The following is a 17,773-nucleotide window of genomic DNA, read 5'->3' on the forward strand; positions in this document are numbered from 1 at the left end:
CGGGTGAGGCTCCGAGTGTAAGGTTGCAGCGCGCAAACGCACAAGTGGCCTGGAGTTGGGCGCTACGAATGCGCCAGCCGCGTGCACAAAGTGGTGAGCGCCATCCGATGTACGATACGTAGACGCCAAGTTCAGCGGAAGTGCGGCGTTGCGGCGCACGAGCCCACCCAAAGAAGGAGGCCGCAGACGCCAGTGCGTCCGCGGCCTTCGATTGCAATGCGCCAGATCGGGATTTACTACCCTTCCTGCCCGGGGCGAGCCCCGCCTGCCGTCATCACTCCGGGGCCTCCAGCACGTCCTCTACTACGAAGTCCGTCCGGCGATAGATCTCCCGTATCGGGAAGGAGCACGCGACCGATTGGAAGTCGATCACCGCGTTCAGGTCGGTGATGGCGGTACATCTCCAGAAATCGCCCTCCCGCTCAAAGTGCTCGACCAGCACTTCGTCCTGGGCGATGAGCACGTACTCACGCAGCGTTTCGATGGCCTTGTACCGCTCGAACTTTTCGCCGCGATCGTACGCTTGCGTGCTCCTGGAAAGCACCTCCACGATGAGCGCGGGATTCGTCAGGACGTCCGCGTGCTCGTCTCCGCGTGCCGGCCTCCCGCACAACGCCATCACGTCCGGGTACGTGTAGTTGGTGCCCCAGCCGAAACGGACTTTTACGTCGGCGAAAAAGACATGGCAAGGCCGCGCGGCAAACCTCGCAAGCAGTCCCGCGTAGATGTTCCCCACGATGTAGTTGTGCGTAATGCTCCCGCCCGTCATCGCGATGATGCGGCCGTCGATGTACTCGCTGCGGAACTCCGCGTGGCGCTCCAGGGCGAGGTACTCTTCCGGGGTGTAGCGGTTCAGGGCTGCCGTGGCCATTCGCTCCTCTCGGACCGGGTGAGGCTCCGAGTGTAAGGTTGAAGCGCGCAAACGCATAAGTGGCTTGGAGTTGGCCGCTACGAATGCGCCAGCCGCGTGCACAAAGTGGTGAGCGCCATCCGATGTACGATACGTAGCCGCCAAGTCCAGCGGAAGTGCGGCGTTGCGGCACACGGACCCACCAAAGGAGAGGCCGCAGACGCCGGTGCGTCCGCGGCCTTCGCTTGCAATGCGCCACTGCGGTGCTATCGATCTCGCGCTCTCGCAACACCGCCGCTCTGCGACTGCGCCCTACCACACCGACGTCGTCACGTTGGCTTGTCCGGCAGTCCAGTGCGTCCGTCACGCCTGTGGATGCTACTCCCCCGCCTGCACGGCGCGCGGAACTCTGCGGGTAGGCGTCAGCGCCTTCCGATAGAGCCGCCGCAGTGGGATCTTCAGCCCGAGAGACGCGAGTGCGATCGAGCTTTCCAGATCAGTGACCTCGGTCCGGGCCCAGAAATCACCCTGGCGGACGTACTGCTCGACGAGAACATCCTTTTGCGAGATCAGCACGTATTCGCACAGCGTGTCGATGCGCTTGTACAGCGAGAACTTCTTCTCCCGATCGTGGCGCGCGGTAGAATCGGAGAGCACCTCGACGATCAGCACGGGCGTGAGAAGGTTGTCATTGCCCCCTGCTTCGAACTGCGGATCGCAGGATACGACCACGTCCGGGTAAAGGTAATCTCCCGACGCGCTGACCTTGACCCGCTGGGTACTTGGATAGACCTCGCACGGGCCGTCCATCAGGTGTCCCTGCAGCTCATAAACGAGGGCCGCCACGATCAGGTTGTGCGGACGCAGCGCGCCCGGCGACATCGCGATGATCTGGCCGTCGATGTACTCACTGCGGAACTCGGCGTGGCGCTCGAGGGCGAGGTACTCTTCCGGGGTGTAGCGGTTCAGGGCTGCCGTGGCCATGCTCTCCTCTCGGACCGGGTGAGGCTCCGAGTGTAAGGATACGGTGCGTAAATGCGCAAGCGGCTTGAATTTGGGCGCTACGAGTGCGCCAGCCGCGTGCACAAAGCGCTCAACGTCGCCGCAGGTACGATACGCAGCCGCCAGGTGCAGCGGAAGTGCGGCGTTGCGGCACGTCGATCCCCAAAAGGAGAGGCCGCGGACGCTTGTGCGTCCGCGGCCTTCGCTCGCAATGCGCCACAGCGGCGCTACTCGCTCTCGCAACGATACCGTTCCGCGACCAACGCGCTTACCACGGCGACACCGTGACGTAAACGGTGGCTTGTCCGGTAGCGCCCAGCGCATCCCTCACGCCTACGACCAGGATTCCGTTTTCATAGAAGGAACCCTCCCACACCGCTCCATCCGCCGTGCCAGACCCGGACAGGGTGTGGAACCATGAGTACTGGTACGGTGGCGTGCCGCCGTAAACCACCGTTTCCCAGCTGTTCCAGTCGGTGGACCGCACCGTGGTGGGACCCATGAGGACGACTCCCAGCGCATGTGCCTGCGCACTTGCCGTTGCCGCTTCGACCGGCGTGGGCGGCGCGAAGCCCGGTGCGGCGAGCAGCAGGAACAACAGGGGGATCAGACGCTTCATGTACAGCCTCCGGGAGAGAGGTGTTTGACAGCCGTGGGAAGAACGCCGTTGTCAATACCTTAATACGCAATTTTTTAGCCATAGAAAATACATGACACCGTGTCCACTGGCGTGCTCAGCCGATCTCGATTCGCTTCGTTTAAGGCTTTACAGTGTATCGGTGAGGATCGGTGTAAAAGACTGCGAAGATCCTGCGTCCATGACCTTCGCATGCAGATGCGCCTGCTTGTCGACTGCCTGCTTTCGCGCACGATGGGTTCCGCGCCTCCGCTTCACGCGCGAGAGGCGCATCAGCCCCCAACGGGGTTCCGCCGCCGATCAGGTGTTGCAGGCGGGAGCGAGCGAGTAGACGGTCACCGCGTGTGTGTCGGTCGCCGTCTGCCCCAGCGCATCCGTCACCGTAAGCGTGATCGTGGCGTTGTTGGAGAACGACCGGAAGTACCACGAATTGTAGGTATGAACCGTCGTACGGCTGTCGGTCCAGTCGTACGCGTACGGCGCGACGCCGCCCCACACCACGGCGGACCACTCGCACCCGGCATCGTAGGATTGAACCTGGGTGCGCCCGCCGATCGAAACCGAGAGTGTGCTGGAGACAGTCGTGTTCGACAGGTCGGAGCGACTGCCTGCCAGCGTGGGCGCGTCGCCGCAGGCCGCGGCCAGCGTGGCCAGCGCGAGTGCCGCAAACGTACGTGTGCGCTTCATTGCTTTACCTGCGCGTGATGATGGTCGGCTAAGGTAAGCTGAATTTGGCGCCGGAGGATCGGCCGGACAAGAGAAGCCGGAACCGGCAGTCACCGGTCCCGGCTCGTTTCATGTCATCGCCGGACGGTTTCGCGCGGATCCGTCCTTTACGTCTAGACTCCGACGGGCTCCGCGACGGCCGGACGCGCCGGGTAGTGGCTCTCCACGTAATCGTCCAGGATGCGCTTGAACTCTTCGGCGATGTGGTCGCCCTTGAGGGTGACGGTGTGCTCGCCATCCACGTACACGGGCGCCTTGGGCTCTTCGAAGGTGCCGGGAAGGCTGATGCCCAGGTTGGCGTGCTTGCTCTCGCCCGGCCCGTTCACCACGCACCCCATCACCGCCACCTTCATCTCCTCCACACCCGGGTGCGTATCGCGCCAGACCGGCATCTGGTCGCGCAGGTACCCCTGGATGCTCTCCGCCAGCTGCTGAAAGTACGTCGACGTCGTTCGCCCGCAGCCGGGGCAGCTGGTGACCTGCGGGCTGAACGAGCGGATCTCCAGCGACTGCAGGATCTGCTGCGCCACGTGCACCTCTTCGGTGCGGTCGCCGCCCGGCTTGGGGGTAAGCGAGACGCGGATGGTGTCGCCGATCCCCTCCTGCAGCAGAATGCTGAGCCCGGCGGCGCTGGACACGATGCCCTTGGTGCCCATCCCCGCCTCGGTGAGGCCCAGGTGCAGGGGGTAGTCCGAAAGCGGCGCCAGCTTGCGGTAGACGCGGACGAGGTCCTGAACGCCGCTTACCTTGGCGCTGAGGATGATGCGGTCGTGCGGCAGGCCGCACTGCTCGGCGAAGGCGGCGGAGCGCATGGCGCTTTCCGTCATCGCGTCCATCATCACTTCCTTGGCGTCCTTGCGCTGGAACTCGGGAAGGAGGGCGTTGGCGTCCATCATCTCCGTGAGCAGCGCCTGGTCCAGCGAGCCCCAATTTACCCCGATGCGCACCGGCTTGCCGAACTCGATCGCCCGCTCCACGATGGCGCGAAAGTTCTCGTCGTGGCGCTTGGCGCCCACGTTGCCGGGGTTGATGCGGTACTTGGCCAGCGCCCGCGCGGTGTCGGGGTACTTCGCCAGCAGCTGGTGGCCGTTGTAATGGAAGTCGCCCACGATGGGAACGTCCACGCCGCGCGCCTGCAGAAACTCCACGATGTACGGCACCGCGCGCGCGGCCTCGTCGTTGTTGACGGTCACGCGCACGATCTGGCTGCCGGCGCGCCACAGGGCGGCCACCTGGCGTACGGTGCCCTCGACGTCGGCGGTGTCGGTGTTGGTCATGGACTGCACCACCACCGGGTGCGCGCTCCCCACGGGAACGCCCCCCACGTTCACGGTGACGGTGCGCCTGCGCTGTATGCTCTGCATCTGCTTGTCGGCTGCATGGTTGCGACTGCGGTACCAATCTAACCGCACCGCCACTTTGCGGTAAAGAGCGGGTGCGGCTCCTCGCCCAAACGTTTGCGTCCCCGGATCGGCGGCGGTAAACTGGCGGGGTTTCCCCTACGCGGCGTACCCGGCGCGCCCGCATCCGCTGTCCCGATTACATCATCCATCCCATGACGTTCCCACTTCGCCGGCTGATGCTGGCCGCGCTGCCGCTCGCCCTGGCGTTCGCCCTCCCCCGCTCCGCCGCCGCGCAGACGGGCACGGTGGCGGTGGCGGCGGACAGCCTGTACGTCATCACCCTTACCGACGGCTCGGTGCTGCACGGCCAGGTGGAGGACGCCGGCGCCACCGTAATCGTGCGCACGCAGGCCGGGGTGACGGTGCGGCTGGAGCGGCAGCAGATCCGCTCCATCGAGCGTGCGCGGCCGGGAGCGGTCGCCAACGGGTTACCCAAAGATCCCAACCACACGCGGCTGTTCTTTGGCCCCACGGCGCGCGCGGTGGGCGGCGGGCGCGGCTACCTGGGCGTGTACGAGGTGTTTTTTCCGTTCCTCACCTATGGCGTCACCAGCAAGTTCTCCGTCTCCGGCGGCACGCCCATCCTTCCCGGCGCCGTAGGCGAGCTGTGGTACTTTGCGCCCAAGCTCACGCTGCTGGAGACGGAAACGCTGGCGGTGGCCACGGGCGTGCTGGCGCTGGCGGTGGAGAACGAGACGGCCGGCATCGTCTACGGGGCCGGCACGTTCGGCGGCAGCGACCAGGCGGTGACGGCGGGGATCGGCTGGGGGTTCAGTGACGGCGACCTGCACAACCAGGCGGTGGTGATGGTGGGCGGCGAGCTGCGCGCGGGCCGCAACACCAAGCTGATCACGGAAAACTACCTGATCCCCGGATTCGACGGGAGCGACGGCTCCATCCTGTCCGGCGGCATCCGCTTCTTTGGCGAGCAGCTGTCCGCGGACCTGGGGATTGCCGTGTCGCCCACGGACTGCGAAAGCGACTTCTGCTGGATCCCGCTGGTGAACTTTGTCTACAGCTTCTGACGGGGACACGAACTCCGAAAGCTCGTTGACATCCCGGGAAGGGTGTTGCCAGACCTCACCGGATCGCGCCTGTGGCCAGCTGTCATCCTGAGGGAGCGCACACCCATAAGCTTCATAGACACAATCACTTGTGCGCGACCGAAGGATCTTTGTCGGGTCGCGCAAGGCCCAGCCCTCGCGAGCTGTTCAAGTCCGTCGATCAGGCAGACGAGATCCTTCGGCCGGCGCAAACCCTTTGCGTGTGCAGCACTTTATGCAGCGGCGCCTCCTGCGTGAAAGCAAGGCCTGGGGCGATTTTTCGACACGCTCTGCCTCCGCGGGAAGGCCGCGGCTTTGCATCGGCCACGCCTTCTGACGCACGGCGGGATGGAACGGTAGATTGGGAGCGGGAGGGCACGGTGCCGTCCCGCTCGTTTCGTTTCTCCGCTTTACCGAGGGTGCTCATGCAGGTGGATTTCGACGGGATGGTCCGCACGCTGGGCGAGCTGGTGCGCATCAACTCCATCAACCCCGCATTCAGCGGCGGCACCACGGACGAGCGGCAGGTGGCGGCGTACGTGCGGGACGCGATGGAGGCGCTGGGGATGGAGACGCACGTGCACGAGCCGGTGCCGGGGCGCGCCAGCGTGGTGGGTCGGCTGCGCGGAACCGGCGGCGGCCGCTCGCTGATGCTGTACGCGCACCACGACACCGTGGGGATCGAGGGGATGCCGGACCCCTGGTCCGCCGAGGTGCGCGACGGGCGGATGTACGGACGCGGCGCGTATGACATGAAGTGCGGGCTTGCCGCGTGCCTGGCCGCCGTCCGCGCGCTGGCGGAATCCGGAACCCGCCTGGCCGGTGACCTGATGATCGTCTCCGTGGCCGACGAGGAAGAGGCCAGCCTGGGAATGATGGACGTCCTTCGCCACCACACGGCGGATGCGGCCATCGTCACCGAGCCCACGGAGCTGGCGATGGTGGTGGCGCACAAGGGCTTCTGCTGGATCGAGGTGCAGACGGAGGGGCGGGCGGCGCACGGCAGCCGCTGGCAGGAAGGGGTGGATGCCAACCTGCGCATGGGCCGCGTGCTGCGGCAGGTGGAGGAGTTGTGCGCCAGCCTGGTGCACACCGATCCGCACCCCGTCGTAGGGGCGCCATCTCTGCACGCCGCCACGCTGCAGGGCGGCAGCGGGTGGAGCACCTACGCCGCCAGCTGCCGCCTGCAGATTGAGCGGCGGACGATCCCCGGCGAGACGGAGGCGTCCGTCGTTGCGCAGATCCAGGAGCTGGTGGATGCGCTCACGGCCGAGGATCCCACCTTCCGCGCCACCGTGCGTCCCGTGCTGACGCGCCAGGCGTGGGAGGCGCAGCCGGGGTCGCGCATCACCGAGACCGTGGGCCGCGCGGCGCGGGGGGTGCTGGGGCGGGCGCCGGAGCGCATGGGCGCGCCGTACTGGATGGACACCTCGCTGCTGGGTGCTGCGGGGATCGACACCATCGTCTTTGGCCCCTTGGGCGAGGGGGCGCACGCGGCGGTAGAGTGGGTGGATCTCGATTCGGTGCGGCAGACGGCGGAGGTGCTGGCGCGCGCCGCGATCGACTTCTGCGGCGAGACGGCGGGCGGCTGAGAGGGTGTTGCCAGACTCACCGGCTCCAAACGGAGGCGCGGTGTCATCCTGAGGGAGCGCACACCCGTAACTTTCAGAACCATAGAAGCTTGCGCGCTACCGAAGGATCTGTGTCGGGTCGCGCGAGACCCAGCCGCCGGGAGCCATTCAAGTCCCTCAGTCAGGCAACCAAGGTCCTTCGGTCGGCCCCAACCCTGTTCGTGAAAGCAGCTTGCGGAGCGGCGCCTCCCTCAGGAAGTCAACGCCGTGGCAACGATTCAGCAGCACCTTCCGCAGCAAGCCGCCCCCGCTGGCGCATCTCGTGGAATTTGAACAACTTTGGGGCAGACGGCCGCTCGTCCCCCGAAACCAGCGCGGGCCGGCTGCCGTAGCCGGGACCACGCCGGATGAGCGGCGTATATCAATCGAACTCCAGCAGGACTGAACTTTCGATGAAGCGTTTCAACCGGATCGCCGCGGGGCTGCTCGCGGCCGGCTCCCTGGCCAGCGCCAGCGGCGCGGTGGCGCAGGACGCCCGCACTCTTCTTTATCGTGTGGAAGGCGCCAGCGGCGCGACGGTGTACATGCTGGGGTCCATCCACCTGCTCAGCCCCGACGCGTACCCGCTGCCGGCACCGGTGCAGACCGCCTACGCCGACGCGGAGCGCGTGGTCTTTGAAACCAGCCTGGACAGCCTGATGGCGCGCCAGCAGGAGATGGCCATGCGCGGCATGTACCCGCAGGGCAAGTCGCTGCGCGGCGAGATTCCGGCGGATCTGTACGCGCAGGTGGAAGCCGCGGCGCCCGCGCTGGCCGCGCTGGGGCTTAGCATGCCGATCCTGGACCGCATGGAGCCGTGGCTGGTGGCGCTGATGTTCCAGTCGGTGGAGTGGCAGAAGGCGGGCCTTACGCCGGAGCACGGCGTGGACATGCACTTTTCCGGGCGGGCCAAGCAGGACGGCAAGCCCACGGGCGGGCTGGAGTCGGTGGAGTTCCAGCTGGGGATGTTCGACGGGATGACGCCGGACGCGCAGATCGGCTTTTTGCGCCAGTCGCTGGAAGAGGCGCCGCAGACGGCGGAGCAGATGCGGCAGATCGTGGCGGCGTGGCGGGCGGGCGACGCGGCGCGCATCGACGCCATCATGAACGAGTCGATGGACGAGTCGCCGGCGCTGTACGCGCGCATGCTGACGGACCGCAACGCCGCCTGGGTGCCGCAGATCGAGCAGATGCTGCGCGGCGGCGACGACGTGCTGGTGGTGGTGGGCGCCGCGCACCTGGTCGGCGAGCAGAGCGTGGTGAAGATGCTGCGCGACCGCGGCTACACGGTGGATCAGCTGTAGGGGATTCCCACACCCGCGGCGGCCGTAGACGTAGCCGCCGCGGGCGAGGCGCGAGGGTAGCAGAGACGCCCAGGAGGTTTTCCGGGTGAGCCACCAGTGGGCGCGAGGCCGGGTAGGAGGACGTCCCGCGCCACATCTCCCGCGCAAGCCACCCCGGGAAACGCGAGGGTGCAACGGCAAGCCCCGCCCTTGGCCACCACGGGTTAAACCCGCGGCTGGAACGGCCATAAGCCCCGCCCTGGGCTCGCGGAGCTCGCCCGGCCGGGCTTCACCTGCTCGTGTGGGCCACGCCCGGCGTGATGGGAAGCCTCCACGTGCACCACAGCCCTCCTCACCTCCTGCCCGCCAATCCGCGAAGGCGGATTTCGTGTAGTTGTTGCCGCGAATTTATTCGCCCTTCCCCCGCCGCGGTTCCGAGCGACACCCTCACACCCTCACGCCCTCACACCCGCTCACCCGTTCACCCTCACACCCTCACACCCTCACACCCTCACACCCTCACACCCTCACACCCTCACACCCTCACACCCTCACACCCTCACACCCTCACACCCTCACACCCGTTCACCCGTTCACCCGCTCACCCTCACACCCGCCCCACCTCCCGCGACGCACCGCGCCGTGCTATCTTCCCGCCCTCAAACAACCTGACCGGGGCCTGCGTTCGCCCCTGACCGACATCCAGCCGACCCGGACTGATGAGCAATCTCGATACGTCGCGGTTCATCTACGTGATGAAGGAGCTGCGGAAGGTGGTTCCGCCCAACCGCGAGATCCTCAAGGGGATCTGGCTCTCCTTCTACCCCGGCGCCAAGATCGGCGTGGTGGGCAGCAACGGCAGCGGCAAAAGCTCGCTGCTGCGCATCATGGCGGGCGTGGACAAGGACTTCAACGGCGAGGCGTGGGCGGCCGAGGGCACCCGCATAGGCTACCTGCCGCAGGAGCCCGTGCTGGACCCCGCCCTGGACGTGCGCGGCAACGTTGAAGAGGCGGTCCGCGCCCAGCGCGACCTGCTGCGCCGCTTTGACGAGGTGAACGCCAGGTTCGGCGAGGTGAGCGACGACGACGAGATGAACAAGCTCCTGGAAGAGCAGGTAAAGATCCAGGACGCCATCGACGCCGCCGACCTGTGGGAGCTGGACCGCAAGATCGAGATCGCCATGGAGGCCCTGCGCCTGCCGCCCGCCGACGCCCGCGTGGAGAACCTGTCCGGCGGCGAAAAGCGGCGCGTGGCCCTGTGCAAGGTGCTGCTCGAAGAGCCCGACATGCTGCTGCTGGACGAGCCCACCAACCACCTGGACGCCGAGTCGGTGGCGTGGCTGGAGCACCACCTGGCGGAGTTCAAGGGCACCATCGTGGCCATTACCCACGACCGGTACTTTCTGGACAACGTGGCGGAGTGGATTCTGGAGCTGGACCGGGGCGAGGGCATTCCCTGGAAGGGCAACTATACCAGCTGGCTGGAGCAGAAGCAGGAGCGTCTGCGCAAGGAAGAGAAGCAGGCTTCCGCCAAGACGCGCACGCTTGAGCGCGAGCTGGAGTGGGTGCGCATGGCGCCCCGCGCGCGGCAGGCCAAGAGCAAGGCCCGTCTGGACGCCTACGAGCAGATGCTGGGGGAGGACCCGCGCGAAAAGCTGAACCGCGCCGAGATCGTGATCCCCAACGGCCCGCGCCTGGGCGACGATGTCGTCATCGCCGACCACCTGCAGAAGGCGTTCGGTGACCGGCTGCTGATGGACGACATGAACTTTCGCCTTCCCCGCGGCGGCATCGTGGGCATCGTGGGGCCCAACGGCGCCGGCAAGACCACGCTGTTCCGCATGATCACCGGGCAGGAGACGCCGGACGCCGGCACCCTCAAGGTGGGAAGCACGGTGGAGCTGGCGTACGTGGACCAGAGCCGCGACGCGCTGGACGGTGAAAAGACGGTGTACCAGGAGATCAGCGGCGGGCAGGACAGCATCAAGCTGGGCCGCGGCGAGGTGAACGCGCGGGCGTACTGCTCGTGGTTCGGCTTCAAGGGGAGTGACCAGCAGAAGCTGGTCAAGGTGCTCAGCGGCGGCGAGCGCAACCGGGTGCACCTGGCCAAGACGCTGCAGCGCGGCGGCAACCTGATCCTTCTCGACGAGCCCAGCAACGACCTAGACGTGGACACCCTGCGCGCGCTGGAAGACGCGCTGCTGGAGTTTGCCGGGTGCGCGGTGGTCATCAGCCACGACCGCTGGTTCCTGGACCGCATCGCCACGCACATCCTGGCCTTCGAGGGCGAGAGCGAAGTGGTGTGGTACGAGGGCAACTACCGCGAGTACGAGGCGGACAAGAAGCGCCGCCTGGGCTCCGCCGCCGACGTCCCGCACCGCATCAAGTACAAGAAGCTCGTGCGGGCGTGAGAACATTGGGAGGGGCAGCATCTGGATGCTGCCCCTCCTTTACTTTTTGCTCCCCAGGTTCGAATGGATGCTTGGAAGGAGCTAGAGCAGATCGTCGCCTATACAACAAGCAGTTCCGGAAGGGACGGAGATGAGATGCGCGACGAATACGATTTTCACCCGTGAGCAGCTGCGCAACGCGCTTCGCGGGATAGATGCGGCGCGCTTTTGCGAGGGCGTGAACCTCGTGCCGATCAGTCCAGACCTCACCGAAGTATTTCCGGATGCTGAAGCCGTCAATCAGGCGCTCCGCGCGCGGGAAGCGGCAGACTGAGTCGCGAGTGAATACAGGAGCGATGAAGAGCCGACCCCGCTGAGGCGAGGTCGGCTCTTTCGCTTGCCTGGACGCATTTACCCGCGCGGCGAGACCAGGGGGACGGTCCACTCGCGGAACATCAGGCCGACGACCAGCAGCACCAGCGCGAGCACGGCGAAGATCATGATGGCGTACATGCAGCCGGTAAAGCCGCATCCGCCGGGGCCTTTGTACATCTCCGGCGGGATGGGCTTCATCCCGGGCGACAGGTCCGTCCACTCGCCATCCTCGCCCGTCCCGTCCTTCCGTTCCTGCTCCGCCATCTACGCTCCGCCCATCCCCGGGATCTCCTCGGACTCCACGACGCGAATGCCGCGTGTCCGCTCCTTTGCCAGCCGCACCATCGCGCGGGCCACGTTGCGCGCGTCCACGGCGCGGGCGCGGCGTAGCGGGCCCACCAGCATCCACGCGACCGCCGGCGCCACCCGCTGAAACAGCGCCTCGCTGGGCCGCCGGTCTTCGCGCGGGCCCAGGATGAGCGACGGACGTAGGATGACGATGCCCTCGAACGGCTGCGCGCGCACTCCCGCCTCCGCATCCCCCTTGACGCGGCTGTAGAAAAAGCGCGACGTGGGGCTGGCGCCGGCGGCGGTGACCAGAAGATAGCGCCGTGCGCCCGCGGCCGCAGCCACGCGCGCCGAACCCACCACGTAGTCGTGGTCCACGCGCCGAAACGCGTCCTGCGATCCGGCGGCGCGGATGGTGGTGCCCAGGCAGCAGAACACGTCGTCCACGGCGAACAGCGCGGCGTGCTCGTCCAGCCGCCCCAGGTCGGCCACGTGCTGCTGGAGCTTGGGATGCTGGCGGTCGACGGCGCGCCTTCCCAGCACCACGACCCGGCCGTACGCCGGATCGCCGAGCAGAAGGTCCAGCACGTGGCCCCCCACCAGCCCCGTGGCGCCCAGCAGCAGGGCGCTCGCGAGGCCGGCGGACGGCGCGGCGGTATCGGTCACGTGGCTCCTTAGTTGGCCGGTGCGGCGGCGCCCAGCTGCGGGCGCGCCTCGCCAGGCTTCTTGTCGGCTTCCATCCCGGCGGTGACCCGGTTGGCCAGCGCGTCGGTGTACACCTGCCGCCACTCGTTCAGCTGGCGCTGCGCGGTGGTGTCGTCGGGATCGGAAAGGCCGGTCAGGCCCAGCAGCCCGCCGCTGGCAAAGGCCACGGCGGTCCACATGTGGTCGGTCACGTTGGGCCGGGCGCGGTGCAGCACCTCCAGGTTGCGCGCCACGGCGCCGGTGCCGCCGCGCAGCTGCTCCCGCGCCTGCCGCTCGCTTTCCTCCGCGTTCTTCAGCATCTCGTCGACCGTGGCGTCGTCGAAGCCGGGCTGGCCGCGGTACTGCTCCGCCTGCTGGCGGATGGCCTGCGCCGAGGTGACGGATGCCTCCAGCATTGGACGCATGGCAAGAAAGCCGGCCACCTCGCCCATCCGCTCGCGCACCCACTCCATCTCCGCGGGGTTCTGGCCCTGCGAACGGGCCGCGCGCACGTAGCTGCCGCCCACCAGGTCGGTAAAACCCACCACCAGCCCGCCCGCGTCCACGGCGTTGCGCAGCCCCGCCACCAGCCCGTCGCCGCCCTTTTCCGCGCGCTGGGCCATCTGCGTGGCGCGCTCGTGGTACTGCCTGGATTCGGTGCGGATCAGGTCGTACTGCAGCAGCGTCACGCGCAGAAACGCCTGCACCTGCTGCGGCGTCAGCACGCTGTCGCGGGGCGCCTGGAAGCTGGCCAGCTCGCGCTCGGTGGCCGTGGGTGACGTCGTCTGGTCTACCTCCTCCACGCGGGCGGCCTGGGTTTCCTCCGCCGCGTCACCGCCGCCGCAGGCGGCCAGCACGATGAGGGCGGCCGCGGAGACGCGGCGAACGGAGCGGGTGCGGGGAATGGAATGCTGCATTGCTCGCCTCGCTTCGGATAAGCGTGGGGATGGGCCGGCGCGGGACCGCGCCGTGGAAGGAAGTCCGCCTTCCGTGGCCGGAGGGCAGGATGCACACGGTGCATCGCGAGCCGGGCGCTGTCAAGCGTTTCGGCGCATAATCCCTTGACTCGCTTCGCTTTGCGTCCTGCCCGGCGCCTGGATACGAGTGATGTGCCGAATCAGTTTCGATCGACCTCGATCGTCGAAGTTCTCCCCTCTCCGTGAGGAACGAACGGGGAGGGGCCGGGGGAGGGGCACCCCCGCGGCCGCGGTTCGATGTCCGTCGTCGACCCCATCACCCGTTCACCCGTTCACCCCATCACCCGTTCACCCCATCACCCGTTCACCCCATCACCCGTTCACCATCACCCCTGCGGCAGCCGCACCGTGAACACGCTGCCATCCCCCGGGGCACTGGCGACGTGGATGTCGCCGCCCAGCAGCCCCGCAAGGCGCCGCGCGATGCTCAGTCCCAGGCCGCTGCCGCCCGCGCGGCGGATGAGCGGGTGCTCGGCCTGCCAGAAGGGGTCCCAGATCTTCTCCATGTGTGACTCGTCGATCCCGATCCCCGTATCCGTGACCGTAACCGCCACCCACCCCACCTCGCGCCGCACCGCCACCTCCACGCGGCCGGCCTCGGTGAACTTGGCGGCGTTGCTCAGCACGGCGCGCAGCAGCTCGCGGCAGCGGCGTGGGTCCGTCTCGGCGGTGGCGCCGTCTTCGCGCAGCACCTCCAGCTGCACGCCGCGGCGCCCCAGCGTCCCCGCGAACTCGCGGGCCACCTCGTCCGCCACGGCGCACACGTCCACGCGCTCCAGGTTGATGCCGCTGGCGCCGGAATCCAGCCGCGTGTAGCCCAGCACGTCTTCAACCATTCGCTGCAGCTGCCCGCTGTTGCCGCGAATGCGGTCCAGGTGCTTGCGCTGCACGTCGGACAGCTCGCCGGCCTCGCCGTCCAGCAGCAGCTCGGAAAAGTTGACGATGGCGTTCAGCGGCGTGCGCAGCTCGTGGCTGACGATGGAGAGAAAGTCCGTCTTGGCCTGGTTGGCCGCCTCGGCCTCGGCGCGGGCCACGCGCTCGCGCAGCAGCAGCGAATCGCGCTCCGCCGCCGCGCGCAGCCGCTCGCCGATGTCCTCGCCAATGCAGTACACGCCCAGAATGCCGCCCTGCACCACGATGGGCACCAGCGTGACCCGCACGTCCACGCGCCGCCCGCCGCGGTGCACCAGCGCCGTCTCGGCGCCACCCGGCTCGCCCTGCGCCGTGCGCGCGAACAGGCCGCGCATCCGCTCGCGGTCGTCGGGCGCCACCAGCGACCAGAACGTGGCGGAGCGCAGGTCGTCGGCGTCATAGCCCGTGAGCGACTCGGCGGCGGGGTTGGCGGTGCGCAGGGTACCGTCCAGATCAAACGAAAAAACGGCGTCGGGGTTGTTGTCGAAGAGCGAGCGGTAGCGCTGGCGGCTTTCCTCGTAGCGCTCCGCCACCTCCTTGCGCTCGGTAAGGTCGCGGGTTATCTGCCCCAGGCCAATGAGTTTTCCGCCGGCGTCAAAAATCGCGGTGAGCACCACGCTCACCCACAGGCGCGAGCCGTCCTTGCGCACGCGCCAGGCAACCGTCTCGCACCGGCCGTCGCGGGTGACGGTGCGCAGGTCGCGCACGGGGGTTTCGCGCTCCACCTCGTCGGGCGGGTACAGGATGGCCAGCGGCTGGCCCAGCACCTCGTCCTCGTCGTAGCCGAACATCCGTCCCGCACCTTCGGTCCAGGTGGTGACCCGGCCCTCGGGGCTGAGCAGGATGATGGCATAGTCGGTGACGTTCTCCACCAGCAGGCGGTAGAGCTCGTCCGTTCCGGGGAGCGCCTGCGCGCGGGCTCGGGTGCGGTGCGGCATGAGTGCTCAGGATCTCGCGGGGAGCGCCGGCGGCGCGGTGCGGATGTGGACGCGTGCAAAATGTCCGCCGGGAGCGTGAGGTTTATCCTGCTTCGTGGCGCGGGCGGGGGCAAGGGGCGGGGACGGCAGGGACAGGGACTAGGGAACAGGGACTAGGGAATAGCCTGCGGACGGAATACATTGCCGCGTGCGGCCCGCCTGCGGATCCACACCGGCCGCGGACGGCTGGATCCCCGGAACGCCGCACACGGCCGGGCGGCCGAGCCCGCGCAGGCGGACTTTGTGAGGTTCCAGCCGCGGTTTCAACCGCCCGGGATGGCGTCGGTCGCGCGCGCGGCTGCGGACGGCCGGATGCCTGGGACGCCGCACACCGCCGGGCCGCCGAGTCCGCGCAGGCGGACTTTGTGTAGTTGTTGCCGCGAATTTATTCGCCCCGGCGACGGCGCCACGCCGGCTTCGGCGGATCCACACCGGCCGCGGACGCGTGGATGCCCGGGACGCCGCACACCGCCGCGCCGCCGACGTCCGGATGGACGAACTTGGTGACGTTGTAGCAGCGGGGATTTCGCTCCCTCGGCGGATTTCGTGATGTTTGCCGCCGCGGTTCCAACCGTTCGGAGGGAATCCGGGTCCAAGCGATGGGGGGAGCGGGTTCACCGGCGGAATTACTTCTGGAGATGCATATGATCCGGATCGGCGTGACCGGAACGGACACCGGCGTAGGCAAGACGTACCTGAGCACCCTGCTGCTGGCCATGCTGCGCCGCAAAGGGCTGAACGTGGCCGCCATGAAGCCGGTTGAAACGGGGGCCAACGGCGACGACCCGGCCAGCGACGCCGCACGGCTGCGCGCCGCGGCCGGGGCGGCTGACGCGCTGGATCTGGTGCGCCCGGTGCTGCTCTCCGAGCCGCTGGCGCCGTGGGTGGCGCTGTCGCGCGCGGGCGGCGGCGGGGTAGACGTGGGCGCGCTGGACGCCGCCTTTCACGCCCTCTCCAGCGGTCGCGACGCCATCCTGGTGGAAGGCGCCGGCGGACTGCTGGTGCCGTTGACCCGCGACCTGGCCTACGACGGGCTGTTCGTGGGATGGGGGCTGGACCTGATCGTGGTCGCGGGGAACCGGCGCGGCACGCTGAACCACACCATGCTCACCGTCCGCGCCGCCCACGACGCCGGCCTGCGCGTGCGCGGTGTGATCCTCAACGCGCTGGGCCCGGACCGCAACGGCATCGCCGAGCGCACCAACCTGGAGGCGCTCACCGATCTGCTGGAGCCCGTGCCCGTGGTCCATTTCCCCTGGATCCGCAAGGACCGACCGCTGGAGTACGCGCTGGAGATCGCCGAGGAGAACGGCTTCGACCGGCTGATCGCGGACCGCGTGGCGCCCAGCCTGACCCCCGAGCCGGAAGCCGCATAGCGCGGCCTGCATCTTCTAAACAGATGGATATCGCGTGGGGACGAACCAAAGGAGCGGACAAACCGGGATACGCCATGCGTTCTGCATCCCGGTGCTACAAGCCAGCGTATCACAAGCGGATTCGCCACCCTCACGGCCATGACGGAGCGTCACAATCCAATCCGTTTTGGCCGCGGCGGGGCGTAAAATCTCCGAAGTAGCGACGCGAAATAGTTCTTGCACATCCCCGGGTGCCCGATTATCGTACGGGCTCCGGTGGAGGTCTTCGCCGGCTCCCGGGAATCTCCTTCCCTCTCCGGGACACACCCACACAGCTCTGGCACGGCACCCTGGTGCCCAAGCACCTGCCGCGTCCAGCACGCAGCAGCGGCGGCTTCTCTCCGCGCCGCAACGGGAGGATCTTCCTCCCCCGATTACGCGAGGTGAGACGGATGCCTACGAAGAAGATGGACGAGAGTTCCGAGCAGCAGGCCCCGGCGGCGGTGGATCGCCGCGCGTTCCTGGGCAAGGGCGCGGTGATGGCGGCCGCGGCGGTGGGCGCCCCCGCGCTGCTGGCCGCCTGCGATGCCGAGGCCACGGCCCCCGAGGCCAGCCGCACCCCCACGGCCGCCGGCACCGCGCCGTCCGAGGTATCGGGCACCATCGGATCGTGCGTGATGCACGTGAGCCGCCAGCCGTGGTGGGCGCTGCATTACACGGTGGCCGGAACCATCGGCTCCACCACGTACGTCAAGGTCCCCACCCTGGAAAAGGGCACCTACGGCTACATCCAGCGGGTGATCACCGACGACTCGCGCATTGGCACGGCGCTGGCGACCATCCTGCGCACGGACTACAAGTGGGACAACGGCAGCGCCACGGTGGTGGTGCAGGACAGCCGCGGCAAGCGCTGGACGCGCCGCAGCATCGCCACCAACGCCGACCTGGCGTACGCCATGAAGGACGCGCTGGCCACCAACACGCTGGCGTACGGCGTGCTGCGCGACAGCCTGACCAAGGGCAACAAGGTGGTGGCGATCGTCAAGAGTTCCATCATCCAGTACCAGGACAGCGTGGCGAGCGACTACTGGGGCAACCGCCTCAAGCCGTCGGCGTGCGCGTTCTCCGGCATCTTTGCCAGCGCCGTGAGCGACATCGCCATCACCACCACCATCTACGACCGCACGCGCTGCTGATCCGTCGCGGATGATCGGACGCAGCAGAGCCCTCCAGGTTCCGCGCCTGGAGGGCTCGTCGCATT

Annotated in this window: 16 protein-coding genes; 7 read left to right on the forward strand and 9 right to left on the reverse strand. The window is 67.9% G+C overall.

All coding sequences use genetic code 11. From position 1 onward, the window contains the following. Window positions 1-274 precede the first annotated feature (274 nt). From ACOJUJ_RS06585 to ispG, 5 genes are all read right to left on the reverse strand, one after another. A complete protein-coding gene (locus tag ACOJUJ_RS06585; RefSeq protein ID WP_420126056.1) occupies window positions 275-871 on the reverse strand; it encodes a Uma2 family endonuclease in 597 nt (198 codons plus the stop codon). A 357-nt stretch (window positions 872-1,228) separates the two neighbouring features. Then, complete coding sequence (locus tag ACOJUJ_RS06590; RefSeq protein ID WP_420126057.1) at window positions 1,229-1,834, reverse strand: Uma2 family endonuclease; 606 nt, start codon at window positions 1,832-1,834, stop codon at window positions 1,229-1,231. A 286-nt stretch (window positions 1,835-2,120) separates the two neighbouring features. Then, window positions 2,121-2,471 carry a hypothetical protein gene (locus ACOJUJ_RS06595; RefSeq protein WP_420126058.1) on the reverse strand — a complete coding sequence of 117 codons (351 nt, stop codon included), beginning with the start codon at window positions 2,469-2,471 and terminating at the stop codon, window positions 2,121-2,123. 318 nt (window positions 2,472-2,789) lie between these two features. Next, window positions 2,790-3,176, reverse strand: coding sequence for a hypothetical protein (locus tag ACOJUJ_RS06600; protein WP_420126059.1), 387 nt, complete (start codon window positions 3,174-3,176; stop codon window positions 2,790-2,792). A gap of 152 nt (window positions 3,177-3,328) precedes the next feature. Continuing rightward, window positions 3,329-4,579 (reverse strand): flavodoxin-dependent (E)-4-hydroxy-3-methylbut-2-enyl-diphosphate synthase, encoded by a 1,251-nt coding sequence (gene ispG, locus ACOJUJ_RS06605; protein ID WP_420126060.1) that lies wholly within the window; start codon window positions 4,577-4,579, stop codon window positions 3,329-3,331. A 191-nt stretch (window positions 4,580-4,770) separates the two neighbouring features. Between ispG and ACOJUJ_RS06610 the strand changes: the two genes are divergently transcribed. The 5 genes from ACOJUJ_RS06610 (at window position 4,771) to ACOJUJ_RS06630 (ending at window position 11,278) form a co-directional block, all read left to right on the forward strand. Next, the gene (locus tag ACOJUJ_RS06610) at window positions 4,771-5,643 is read left to right on the forward strand and encodes a hypothetical protein (protein WP_420126061.1); all 873 of its coding nucleotides are present in this window, start codon (window positions 4,771-4,773) and stop codon (window positions 5,641-5,643) included. 443 nt (window positions 5,644-6,086) lie between these two features. After that, complete coding sequence (locus ACOJUJ_RS06615) at window positions 6,087-7,253, forward strand: M20/M25/M40 family metallo-hydrolase (RefSeq protein WP_420126062.1); 1,167 nt, start codon at window positions 6,087-6,089, stop codon at window positions 7,251-7,253. 431 nt (window positions 7,254-7,684) lie between these two features. Continuing rightward, window positions 7,685-8,575, forward strand: coding sequence for a TraB/GumN family protein (locus ACOJUJ_RS06620; RefSeq protein ID WP_420126063.1), 891 nt, complete (start codon window positions 7,685-7,687; stop codon window positions 8,573-8,575). 698 nt (window positions 8,576-9,273) lie between these two features. Beyond that, a complete protein-coding gene (gene ettA / locus ACOJUJ_RS06625; RefSeq protein ID WP_420126064.1) occupies window positions 9,274-10,965 on the forward strand; it encodes an energy-dependent translational throttle protein EttA in 1,692 nt (563 codons plus the stop codon). Window positions 10,966-11,095: 130 nt separating this feature from the next. Beyond that, entirely contained in the window at window positions 11,096-11,278 is a 183-nt protein-coding gene (locus tag ACOJUJ_RS06630; RefSeq protein ID WP_420126065.1) for a hypothetical protein, read from the forward strand. 77 nt (window positions 11,279-11,355) lie between these two features. On the opposite strand, the gene ACOJUJ_RS06635 is transcribed toward ACOJUJ_RS06630, so the two are convergent. The 4 genes from ACOJUJ_RS06635 to ACOJUJ_RS06650 form a co-directional block, all read right to left on the reverse strand. After that, on the reverse strand, window positions 11,356-11,583 hold the full coding sequence (locus tag ACOJUJ_RS06635; protein ID WP_420126066.1) for a hypothetical protein: 228 nt from the start codon (window positions 11,581-11,583) through the stop codon (window positions 11,356-11,358). Then, entirely contained in the window at window positions 11,584-12,273 is a 690-nt protein-coding gene (locus ACOJUJ_RS06640) for an NAD-dependent epimerase/dehydratase family protein (protein WP_420126067.1), read from the reverse strand. A gap of 8 nt (window positions 12,274-12,281) precedes the next feature. Then, the gene (locus ACOJUJ_RS06645) at window positions 12,282-13,208 is read right to left on the reverse strand and encodes a hypothetical protein (protein ID WP_420126068.1); all 927 of its coding nucleotides are present in this window, start codon (window positions 13,206-13,208) and stop codon (window positions 12,282-12,284) included. Window positions 13,209-13,594: 386 nt separating this feature from the next. Further along, complete coding sequence (locus ACOJUJ_RS06650; protein ID WP_420126069.1) at window positions 13,595-15,118, reverse strand: PAS domain-containing sensor histidine kinase; 1,524 nt, start codon at window positions 15,116-15,118, stop codon at window positions 13,595-13,597. Between the two features lie 683 nt (window positions 15,119-15,801). On the opposite strand from ACOJUJ_RS06650, the gene bioD reads away from it, so the two are divergent. After that, window positions 15,802-16,533, forward strand: coding sequence for a dethiobiotin synthase (gene bioD, locus ACOJUJ_RS06655; protein WP_420126070.1), 732 nt, complete (start codon window positions 15,802-15,804; stop codon window positions 16,531-16,533). A gap of 431 nt (window positions 16,534-16,964) precedes the next feature. Continuing rightward, the gene (locus ACOJUJ_RS06660) at window positions 16,965-17,708 is read left to right on the forward strand and encodes a hypothetical protein (protein WP_420126071.1); all 744 of its coding nucleotides are present in this window, start codon (window positions 16,965-16,967) and stop codon (window positions 17,706-17,708) included. Window positions 17,709-17,773 lie beyond the last annotated feature (65 nt).

The organism is Longimicrobium sp., from assembly GCF_048594345.1.
Taxonomy (GTDB): Bacteria; Gemmatimonadota; Gemmatimonadetes; order Longimicrobiales; family Longimicrobiaceae; genus Longimicrobium.